This is a genomic window from Nonomuraea recticatena (genome assembly GCF_039533245.1).
GTDB lineage: Bacteria > Actinomycetota > Actinomycetes > Streptosporangiales > Streptosporangiaceae > Nonomuraea > Nonomuraea roseola.
On sequence record NZ_BAAATE010000157.1, the window covers coordinates 1 to 697 of the forward strand.

Annotated in this window: 1 protein-coding gene; it reads left to right on the forward strand. The window is 71.2% G+C overall.

The window, feature by feature from the left end:
- Positions 1 to 87: 87 nt before the first annotated feature.
- Positions 88 to 697: hypothetical protein (locus ABFX50_RS50910; protein WP_346158545.1), on the forward strand; the 610-nt coding region annotated here is incomplete at its 3' end.

Sequence of the window (697 nt, forward strand, 5' to 3'; positions counted from 1 at the left end):
TGGCCCACAGAACGACATGGCTCCGATCCGACTTGCCGCCAACCGGCGAGCGAGAACGTCATCCGCGCCTACGAGAGGGCACTTGGATTGAACCGCCGCGAGATCTTCACCCTGGCCGCCGCCGCGCTCGGCGCCGGCCTGACCGCCGGGGACCGGGAAACGATCACCGACATGTACGCCTCCATCGCCTCCGGGGACGACACCGTCCTCGCCACCGTCCAGACCACGCACGCCGTCGACCACTCGCTCCAGGCCCTCGCGATCCGCGAGAAGCGCACCATCAAGCGGCTCCGGCTGTGGCTCAACGACGGCGACACCGCCGAGCTGCGAGTCAACTCTGCCGGGATCCTCGCGAAGACCGGCGACGCGGACCTCGCCGACGAAGTCGCCCTGGCACTCGCCCGCGACGCCGCCGCCCGGGACCGCTACCTGACCGCGGTCCAGACCCGTGTCGGTACCGAACCCGACGCCCTCGCCGCCGAGCTCCACAACCAGCGGGACTCCGGGGCCCGCTGGTGCGCCGCGTATCTCCTGGCCGGGGCTGGGCATTCGGCGGCCATCACCGAGGCGATGCGCACCGAACCGTCCCGGGAGACGCTCCGCGCCATGGCGCTTGCGGCAGGGGGCGTCCGTGACGTTCTCGTTGGAGCCGTCCTGGACGACCTTCATCGGCCGGCCCCGCTTGTCGTTCAGGTAG